Origin of the sequence: Carboxydothermus ferrireducens DSM 11255, from assembly GCF_000427565.1 — a bacterium.
Taxonomy (GTDB): Bacteria; Bacillota; Z-2901; order Carboxydothermales; family Carboxydothermaceae; genus Carboxydothermus; species Carboxydothermus hydrogenoformans.
Genome location: NZ_ATYG01000002.1, coordinates 141,411 through 150,921, shown reverse-complemented (window position 1 = coordinate 150,921; position 9,511 = coordinate 141,411). Strand labels below are relative to the sequence as shown.

At 43.3% G+C, this 9,511-nt stretch carries 9 protein-coding genes and 1 tRNA gene; 9 read left to right on the top strand and 1 reads right to left on the bottom strand.

Features of this window, described 5'->3' with window-relative positions; all coding sequences use genetic code 11:
- Positions 1 to 15: 15 nt before the first annotated feature.
- The 3 genes from CARFE_RS0102215 to CARFE_RS0102205 all read left to right on the top strand — a co-directional run bounded on the left by CARFE_RS0102215 (position 16) and on the right by CARFE_RS0102205 (position 2,966).
- Positions 16 to 90, top strand: a tRNA-Arg gene (locus tag CARFE_RS0102215).
- A gap of 197 nt (positions 91 to 287) precedes the next feature.
- On the top strand, positions 288 to 1,916 hold the full coding sequence (locus tag CARFE_RS0102210) for a two-component system sensor histidine kinase NtrB (protein WP_028051574.1): 1,629 nt from the start codon (positions 288 to 290) through the stop codon (positions 1,914 to 1,916).
- A 144-nt stretch (positions 1,917 to 2,060) separates the two neighbouring features.
- Positions 2,061 to 2,966: a hypothetical protein gene (locus tag CARFE_RS0102205; RefSeq protein ID WP_028051573.1), complete on the top strand. Its 906-nt coding sequence runs from the start codon at positions 2,061 to 2,063 to the stop codon at positions 2,964 to 2,966.
- Here the strand turns inward: CARFE_RS0102205 and CARFE_RS0102200 are convergent.
- Positions 2,963 to 3,607, bottom strand: coding sequence for a L,D-transpeptidase family protein (locus CARFE_RS0102200; RefSeq protein WP_028051572.1), 645 nt, complete (start codon positions 3,605 to 3,607; stop codon positions 2,963 to 2,965). The two genes, CARFE_RS0102205 and CARFE_RS0102200, sit on opposite strands and share 4 nt — an antisense overlap.
- A 94-nt stretch (positions 3,608 to 3,701) precedes the next feature.
- Between CARFE_RS0102200 and CARFE_RS13945 the strand changes: the two genes are divergently transcribed.
- The 6 genes from CARFE_RS13945 to CARFE_RS0102170 all read left to right on the top strand — a co-directional run bounded on the left by CARFE_RS13945 (position 3,702) and on the right by CARFE_RS0102170 (position 9,511).
- Positions 3,702 to 4,277: a GerMN domain-containing protein gene (locus tag CARFE_RS13945; RefSeq protein WP_051250109.1), complete on the top strand. Its 576-nt coding sequence runs from the start codon at positions 3,702 to 3,704 to the stop codon at positions 4,275 to 4,277.
- 208 nt (positions 4,278 to 4,485) lie between these two features.
- Positions 4,486 to 5,283, top strand: coding sequence for a glutamate racemase (gene murI / locus CARFE_RS0102190; RefSeq protein WP_051250108.1), 798 nt, complete (start codon positions 4,486 to 4,488; stop codon positions 5,281 to 5,283).
- Positions 5,280 to 5,693 (top strand): methylaspartate mutase subunit S, encoded by a 414-nt coding sequence (gene glmS, locus CARFE_RS0102185; protein WP_028051570.1) that lies wholly within the window; start codon positions 5,280 to 5,282, stop codon positions 5,691 to 5,693. The genes murI and glmS overlap by 4 nt, the downstream gene beginning before the upstream one ends.
- Before the next feature lie 12 nt (positions 5,694 to 5,705).
- The gene (gene glmL, locus CARFE_RS0102180) at positions 5,706 to 7,058 is read left to right on the top strand and encodes a methylaspartate mutase accessory protein GlmL (RefSeq protein ID WP_028051569.1); all 1,353 of its coding nucleotides are present in this window, start codon (positions 5,706 to 5,708) and stop codon (positions 7,056 to 7,058) included.
- Between the two features lie 21 nt (positions 7,059 to 7,079).
- Positions 7,080 to 8,528, top strand: coding sequence for a methylaspartate mutase subunit E (locus tag CARFE_RS0102175; protein ID WP_028051568.1), 1,449 nt, complete (start codon positions 7,080 to 7,082; stop codon positions 8,526 to 8,528).
- 8 nt (positions 8,529 to 8,536) lie between these two features.
- Positions 8,537 to 9,511, top strand: coding sequence for a 2-hydroxyacyl-CoA dehydratase family protein (locus CARFE_RS0102170; protein WP_028051567.1), 975 nt, complete (start codon positions 8,537 to 8,539; stop codon positions 9,509 to 9,511).

The window sequence follows — 9,511 nt, the reverse complement described above, 5'->3', positions numbered from 1 at the left end:
GAGGAATAAAGAAGTGCGCCCGTAGCTCAGCGGATAGAGCGCCGGCCTCCGGAGCCGGGTGCGTAGGTTCGATTCCTGCCGGGCGCACCATAAACTGCACAAAAACCGGGTTTTGCTGCGAACCCGGTTTATTTTTTTAGCTAAAGCAGGAAAAATTAAACTAATGTAGAAGAGAATAGTGAAAAATAATCAGAAAATTTTACCAACAGGGAGTGAGGGGTATTAAAGGCAGGTATTTTTACCTGACCCTTTTGTTGGTGCTGCCATTAGTGGTGCAGGGAACGGTCATGTATTATTTTTTATACCTCGAAATACCGGAGTTATCGGAAAAAAATTTAACATACGTTGCGGTACATATGGCGAAAGAAATTGAGAAAGACCTAACGGATATAGATATAAATAATTTGGAAATTGCCGAGTTAAACGAAATAAATTTAATTTTAACTCATTTTCCCGATATGATGATAAGTTTTATAAAATATCCTAATTTAGAAATTATAGCTCACTATTCCAATAAAAACGGCAAATTAGCTAAAGATAACGAAATAATCGGTGGGGTACTTACCGGAGAAGTTAAAGATATTATAATCAAAAAGCGCTATCCTTATTTTGGTAAGCTAAGCTTAGCCGACGGGAAAGCCTATGTTTACCTCCAACCGGTTTATGTGAAAGGAGAGCTGGTGGGTTTTGTTCTTACCCACCAAAATCGAAATTATCTATCGGTAGTGGTTGGCGAAATTTTAAGGCTTACCGGAACGGTGCTATTTTTAATGCTCCTGGTGGGAATAGGGTATAGTTTGCATTATGTTTTTTTAAACGATCGGAGGACTATTGCCCTTACAAAATCTAACTGGGATTTGCAGCGGAAATTAAATGCCGTTTTAGAAAATGCGCAAACGGGGATTGTTTTAGTTGACAGGGATTTAACTATTACTTACATAAATCCCATGGCGGAAGATTTTTTTAAGATTTCTTTTGCAGAAGCTGTTGGAAAACAGTACGATGAATTTATCAAAAGCTATATTATAACCGATGAGGAGAAAAAGTCATCATTTTTAGTGCATACTTTAAAAACCGGAAATACCGTTTATAAAAAAACAATAACCTTTAAAGTTCTGGGAGAAATGCGTTTGGGGGAAGTTTGCACGGGAATCATCCAAAATAATTTGGGACAAATTGACGGAGCTTTTTTATTTATCCAGGACATAACCGATAAAAGACAGAAGGAAGAGTTAGCTGCCAAAACCCTGCAGTTAGCAGCAGCGGGTGAAATTATGTCGGAACTTACCCACGAATTAAAAAATGCCTTTATGGTGTTAACCGGTTTATCAAAACTTTGTCAGGATGGACGGCCCGAGTTAAAAATGCTTGATGAGGAAATAAATCGGCTGTACCGCTTGACTACTGATTTTCTTAGCTTAACCAGAGCTTACCGGGCTAAAAAAGAACGTTTTGATTTTCAACAGTTAGTGGTGGAAGTATTAGCCCTTGTTGATAAGGAAGCTCGTAAACAAAAGGTAAAAATTGAGACTTTTCTCCATTACCCGCCCTATTTAAAGGGCGATAGGAATCTTTTAAAACAAGCGCTCTTGAATGTTTTATTAAACGCCGTGGAAGCAATGGAAGGGGGAGGAGTTCTTAAGGTTTACCTGGATTACAACGTTAAAAGCCGGGAAATAGTTTTAACTGTGGCCGATAGCGGCCCCGGTATACCTCCGGAAATTTTGCAAAAAATTTGCCAGCCTTTCTTTACTACCAAGGAAAGGGGAACCGGCCTGGGGCTACCTTTTACCAAAAGGGTGGTGGAATTTCACTTAGGAAAGTTAATGATTAAAAGCGAAGTGGGCAAAGGAACGTGGGTAATAATTACTTTACCGGTAGAGGAGAATATCCATGAAAAAGTCCAGGTGGTATGAAATAGTAAGTGGCAGAAGAGGCTACCGGCAGAATCGGTGGGGCATTTTTTAGGTATTGTTCTCGGTAAAAGCTTTCGATAGTAATGCACAACTCCTTTTTTGGTGGTAAAATTATATAAAGACCGAAAAAAAGGAGCGGGTGCAGTGAAAAGGGTTGTCAGTGTAAGCCTGGGTTCCTCCAAGCGCGACAAAGCAACCGAGGCGGAATTTTTGGGAGAAAAATTTATTATCGAGCGCCGGGGTACCGATGGGGATTATAATAAAGCATTGCAGGTTTTAAAAGAATTAGATGGTAAAGTAGATGCTATTGGACTTGGCGGGATAGATGTCTATCTTTATGCCGGAGGACGCCGGTATGCTATAAAAGATGGGCTGCGGCTTTTGCAGGCGGTTAAAATTACTCCGGCGGTAGATGGAAGCGGCCTCAAAAATACTTTAGAGCGGGAAGTGGTGCGGGAACTTGCCCGCATGGGAATTATCACCCCTAAAAGCAAGGTGCTGCTGGTTTCCGCCGTGGACCGTTTTGGTATGGCGGAGGCGTTAGCCGAAACCGGTGCGGAAGTAATTTTTGGCGATTTAATTTTTGCCCTGGGAATTCCCATTCCTATTAAGAAAATAAGCACTTTGAATTTCTTAGCGGCTATTCTGCTGCCAATTATTACCAAGTTACCGTTTCAGATTCTTTATCCTACGGGCAAGGAACAAGAAGTTAGAGAAAAGAAAAGAAAGAATGACCGGTATTACCACTGGGCGGATATTATTGCCGGGGATTACCTCTATATAAAGAAACATTTACCGGAGCGGATCGATGGCAAGATAATTTTAACCAATACTACTACCCCGGAAGATGTGGAGGAGTTAAAAGCCAAAGGGGCTAAAATGTTAGTGACAACTACTCCGGTTTTAAACGGACGCTCCTTTGGAACCAACGTTATGGAAGGGGTGCTTTTAACCCTGTTAAACAAAAAATGGGAGGAAGTAACTCCCGAGGATTATTTAAGACTTTTAAAGGAGCTGGGCTTTAAGCCCAATATAATAGAGTTAAATTAATCATAGATCCTTAAAAGTCTATACATTTCCATGTTTATCCGATTATCAGAGGGAAGGCCGTAGTCAGCACGAAATTTAACTACGGCCTTTTCCATTTTTCGGCCAAAAATACCGTCAATGGGACCGGAATAATAACCCTTAAGCTTTAAAAGTTCCTGCAGGATAAGAACATCGCTTCCTTTAGAACCTACAACTAATGTTCTCCAGGGGATTTCCTGATAGGTAAAAGGATTGCCGAGGATAATTACTTGATCTTGAAGGTTAACCTTTTCGTACAGTTCTTCCACATGACGGTTTAACATCCGGATGCAGCCGTGACTGGCGTAACTTCCAATGGAACCGGGCTTGTTGGTCCCGTGAATGCCGTACATACCCCAGGGTACGTTTAAACCGAGAAAGCGGCTGCCAAAACCGCTGCCCCAGTTTTTGCGCATAAATGTAATTTTAAAGCAACCAATCGGGGTAGGAGTTTTCAGGTCACCCAGGGCAACCGGGTATTTTTTTACAAGCTTATTTTCCCGGAAAAGATAAAGGAGGCGGGTCCGCGTTTCAATGACAATGATATTTTTTTCGTTGGCTAAACCGGTGAGGGGAGTTAAAAATATCATAAGGAAAACAAGAAAAAAAAGTTTTTTTACCATTTTATCTACCTCCGGTAATAAACTTGTCCTTTATCGAATAGTTATTTATTAGTGTGGTACAGCAGGGCAGGTTTATTTCGGGAGGTGAAAAAATTTGTTCAGGAAAATTATGGCAGGTACTTTGGTGGTTTTTTTACTGGCCGGGGTTGCCGGCTGCAGCTGGTGGAATAAGATTTTTGAGCGTAAAGCGGTGGTTCCGGATAAAACCGAGGTTAAAGAGAAAAGCGTAGAAGTAGGTCAAAAAGGGGAGATGGTTGAAGTAGTTTTATATTTTGCCGATGAAACCGGCGAATATTTGGTTCCGGAAAAGCGGATGATTGCCAAAGTTCCTTCTATAGCCCGGGAAACATTAAACGAACTTTTTGCCGGGCCCCAATCTTCTAATTTAAAGCCGGTGGTTCCTTCCGGTACAGTTTTACGGGATATCAATGTAAAACCCGATGGCTTGTGCATTGTGGACCTGAGCCGGGAAGTAATTGATAACCACCCGGGAGGATCGGCGGCGGAAGCGTTAACCGTATATGCCATTGTGGACACGTTATGCCAATTTCCTACGATAAAAAAAGTAGAGTTTCGGGTTGAGGGGGAAAAAGTGGAAAGCTTAAAAGGTCACATGGACCTAACGGTCCCGGTGGAGAAAAATGGGGCGATGATTAAAATACAAAATTAACCGCAAACCTTTTTTGGCCTGCAGCCAAAAAAGGTTTTTTTCTTAAAAACCCTTGACTTTTTTTTTATTTAGAGTTTTTCTAAAAAGGGCAATGGATGGAAAAAAGGAGGTTTGTGTGGGATAATATTAAGAAAGGTACAGAGAAACGGTCTTGGCAGTAAAATATCTTGGTAAAAAACTTTAACCCATTTACAGGAGGTTTAGCATTTTGGACAAAGCATCATTGGGTATCGGAATTTTTGATTCGGGGGTTGGCGGAGTAACGGTATTAAAAGAACTGATAAATTTGCTTCCCGGGGAAAACTTTTACTATTTGGGAGACACTGCTCATGTACCTTACGGCTCAAAATCCAAAGAGGAATTATTAATTTTGGGCGATGCCATAATTCGCTTTTTTCTTAAGTTAGGGGTTAAGATGGTAGTCTTTGCCTGCAATACCAGTTCGGCCATAACCTTACCCATCTTAAAAGAAAGATACCCGGTTTTAATGGAAGGAATGCTTGAGCCCTTAAGGAAAAATATGCCGGCCAAAGCCAAGGTCGGGGTGCTGGCCACCGAGGCGACGGTGAAAAGTGGGCTTTATCAAAAAAAGCTTATGGAAACTAACAAGTTTCAAGAAGTTTATATGGTAGCTTGTCCCCAGTATGTGCCCTTGATTGAAAAGGGGATTGTTTCGGGAAAAGAAGTGGAAGAAGCTACCCGGGAATACTTTGAGCCACTTCTAAAAGAAGAAGTTAGAGATGTGGTCTTGGGTTGTACCCATTATCCTTTTTTAACCGAAACTATTCAGAAACTTTACCCCAAAATTCAGGTAATTGACCCGGCGGCCTATGTTGCCCGGGAGGTTTATCGAAAATTAAAGGAAAACAAGCTTTTAGGTGAGAATGGCGGAAAAGTCCAGTTTTATGTGACCGGCGATGAAAAAAGTCTAAAAAATCTTGGAAGCTTGTACTTAGGCTATAACATAGATAAGGTCCAAAAAATTGACTTGGAGGTAATAGTATGAAAGAGGTAAATTTAGTGCTCGGGGTGATTGGGGCTGATGTTCACGCCATTGGAAATAAAATTTTAGAGTATGCACTCACCAATGCCGGTTTTAAGGTACACAATTTAGGGGTAATGGTAAGTCAGGAAGAATTTGTGAAAGCTGCTTTAGAGACCGATGCCAAAGCGGTATTGGTTTCTTCCCTTTATGGCCACGGGGAAATTGACTGCCGTGGTCTTAAGGAAAAGTTTATTGAAGCTGGTCTGGATGATGTTCTCCTGTATGTTGGGGGTAATTTAGTTGTGGGGAAACAGGATTTTTCCGAAGTTGAGAGAAAGTTTAAAGCAATGGGATTTGACCGGGTATTTCCCCCGGGGACGATGCCGGAAGAAGCAATAAAGGCCCTTAAAGAAGACCTTGGGCTAATATAGGGGGCTTTTAAGGTGAGGTTAGGGCTTTTTTTGGACATAGGCAGTACATATACCAAAGGACGAGTGGTGGAGTTAGAACGGGGGGAGCTTTTAGCCTCGGCTAAAGCTTATACTACCGTAGAAACCGATGTTACCCTTGGGATAAACGACTGTCTTTTAGAGTTATCACGGCAGGGAATTAAAGAGAAATATGATATAAAACTTGCCTCTTCTTCGGCCGCCGGCGGGCTCAGGATGGTGGCGGTAGGGCTGGTACGGGATTTAACCACCGAAGCGGCCAAAAAAGCCGCATTGACCGCCGGGGCACGGGTGGAAAAGAGCTATAGCTATGAGCTTACCCCGGAAGATTTGGACGAAATTTTGGCCCTGAAACCGGACATCATTTTACTGGCCGGAGGAACTGACGGCGGGAACAAAAAATACCTTTTAGAAAATGCCAGGAAGTTATCACGGCTAAAACTTAAAGGAACGATTTTGGTTGCCGGGAACCGCTCGGCGGCTTCCGAGGTTGCAGGAATTTTAGAAGGTAAGGTAGACTTCAGGATCGCTCCCAATGTTTTACCGGACCTCAATACCCTAAACATTGAACCGGTCCAAAACCTGATCCGCCAGATATTTTTAGAAAAAATAGTTGAAGCCAAAGGGTTAAAAAAAGCCGAAAAAATCGTGGACAAGGTAATGATGCCAACGCCTCTGGCGGTTTTAAAAGGGGCGGAGCTCTTAGCCCAAAAAATCGGGGAGCTTATATTAATTGATGTCGGAGGAGCTACTACTGATGTACATTCGGTAGCAAAGGGGCTGCCCACCTTAGCGGGGGTGAGTTTAAAAGGACTTCCGGAGCCCTACGCTAAAAGAACTGTGGAAGGGGATTTGGGGTTAAGGAGAACGGTGAAAAATGTTGTTGAATACGGACAAGAAGAATTTTATAATTCAGGAATTACTTCCGGGCAACTAAGCGATTACCTTGAAAAAATTACGAAAGATCCGACGTATCTTCCCCAAACCCCCCAGGAAAAGGAAATTGAAAAAGCGCTTACCCGAATTTGTGTCAAAACGGCAATGAATCGGCATGCGGGAAGATTAGAGGAAATCTGGACTCCTGCCGGAAAAAGTTTTGTTCAGTACGGAAAGGATTTAACCAGGGTAGAAGCTTTGGTGGGAACCGGAGGACCTTTAGTTTATGCCGAGGAACCGGAAAATGTTTTAGCGGCAGCCTTTTTTGAGGAAACAAATCCTAATATTTTAAAACCTAAAAATCCGGAAATGTATTTGGATACCGAGTATATATTGTTTGCAGCTGGCTTACTGGCGGAAAATGATCGGGAAGCAGGTTTAAAACTATTAAAGTCCGTTAAAAAACTTTAAACAAGCGGGAGGCAACGGGGAATGAAAGGGAAAATTGATCTGGAGAAGTTTTTGCAAAGTCGGAAGGAAGTTTTGGCTACCTGGCCTACGGGAGCGGAAGTGTCTTTAGAAGATGGTGTAAACTACCATAAAGCTTTACCGCCGGAAAAAAACTTTGCCGTTAAGCTTAAAAAAGTTAAAGAGGAAGGAATTACTGCCATTCAACCCCGGGCGGGGGTTGCTTTATTAAACGAGCATATAGCTCTTTTGAAATATTTAGAAAAAGAAGGGGAAGCGGACTTTCTTCCCACCACCATTGACAGTTACACCCGGCAAAACCGGTATCAGGAAGCCCAGCGGGGTATCGAAGAAAGTCTGGCGGAAGGCCGGTCAATGTTAAACGGCTTTCCGGCGGTAAATTACGGGGTGTATCCTTGCCGCAAGATTATTGAAGAAGTTAACGTGCCGGTGCAGGTACGTCACGGTACTCCCGATGCCCGGCTTTTAGCAGAAATAACCCTTGCCGGGGGTTTTTCAAGCTTTGAAGGGGGAGGTATTACCTACAACATTCCCTATGCCAAGGAAGTCCCGTTGAGAAAATCTATTGAAGATTGGCAGTATGTGGACCGGTTAATCGGTTACTATGCGGAACACGGGGTTTTAATAAACCGGGAATCGTTTGGACCCCTTACCGGTACTTTAGTACCGCCGTCCATTACCATTGCCATTAATATTTTAGAGCTTCTGTTAGCCGTCGAGCAGGGAGTAAAAAGCTTTACCCTGGGACTCGGGCAGTGCGGCAATTTAAACCAGGACGTAGCGGCTTTACACGGGATGGTTGAACTGGCGGAGGAGTACTTAAAGCGTTTTGGTTTTCAGGATGTGGATTTAACCACCGTATTTCACCAGTGGATGGGTGGTTTTCCGCAGGATGAAGCCCGGGCGTTTGCCGTTATTGCCTGGGGAGCGGTGGCTGCCGCTTTAGCCAAGGCCAACAAGGTTATTGTTAAAACACCCCATGAAGCTCTGGGGGTACCCACCAAAGAAGCCAATGCCCAGGGTTTAAAAACCACCCGGCAGATTGTCAATATGCTAAAAGACCAGCGATTTATGGTTAATGAGGAATACCTTTTAGAAAAAGAAATGGTGAAAAAAGAAGCCCGGGCCATTGTGGAACGTACTCTGGAATTGGGTGAAGGGGACTTAGTTGCGGGAATTGAGCGGGCGTTTGCCGCAGGGGTTATCGATGTGCCTTTTGCCCCCAGTCGTTTTAACCTGGGGAAAATCCTGCCGGCACGGGATGATACCGGTGCGGTGCGGATTTTAGAGTTTGGCAATCTACCCTTTGATAGCGAAATCCGGGAATTTCATAGGGAACGGCTAAAACGGAGAGGGGAAAAGGAAGGACGGGAGCCCAGCTTTCAAATGGTGATTGACGATATATACGCTATTGGTAAAGGAATGTTAGTAGGAAAACCGAGGACAAAGTAGGTGGAGCGATGAAAGTTGGCATAACAACAACCATACCGGTAGAAGCGGTTTTTGCGGCGGGCAAGACGCCGGTTGATTTGAATAATATTTTTATAACCGCTCCTTCGCCTCAAGCTTTGGTGGAGGAAGCGGAAGAAGAAGGTTATCCGAGAAACCTTTGTGCCTGGATTAAGGGGCTTTATACCGTTGCCAAGAATGATCCGGAAATTGGAACGATTATTGCCGTAACCCAGGGAGATTGCAGTAATACCCATGCCTTAATGGAAACACTGATGCTGGCGGGAAAAGAAATTATACCTTTTGCCTATCCCTTTGACCGGGATTACGACCTTTTGGCCCACCAGTTAGAAAAATTAATTACCGCCCTGGGGACTACCTGGGAAGAAACTGTTCAAGTTAAAAAGCAGTTGGATGAAATAAGAAAATTTTTGGTGGAACTTGACTATTTAACTTTTGCCGAAGGAAAAGTCACGGGTTTTGAAAATCACCTGTGGCTTGTATCATCAAGCGATTTTAATCAGGACCCCGTAAAGTTTCAAAAAGAACTGCTGGAGTTTTTAGAAAAAGCAAGAAGAAGGCCTGGAGAGAAAGAAAAGCTGCGTATAGCTTACATTGGTGTGCCGCCGATAATCCCCGACCTTTATGATTACCTGGAAGAGAGGGGCGCACGGGTAGTTTTTAACGAGGTCCAGCGGCAGTTTTCCATGCCGTATTTGGCAGAAGACCTCGTGCGGCAGTACCAGCTATATACCTACCCCTACGGCATTTTTGCTCGCCTCAAAGATATTAAAGAGCAACTTGAACTAAGAGAAGTGGATGCGGTAATTCACTATGCTCAAAGCTTTTGCTATCGGCAAATTGAAGATTTAATTATCCGGCGGGAAATTAAGCTTCCGATTTTAACTTTGGAAGGAGATAAGCCGGGAAGAATGGATGCCCGCACCCGGATGCGGGTGGATGCTTTCTTGGATATGCTTCGTTAA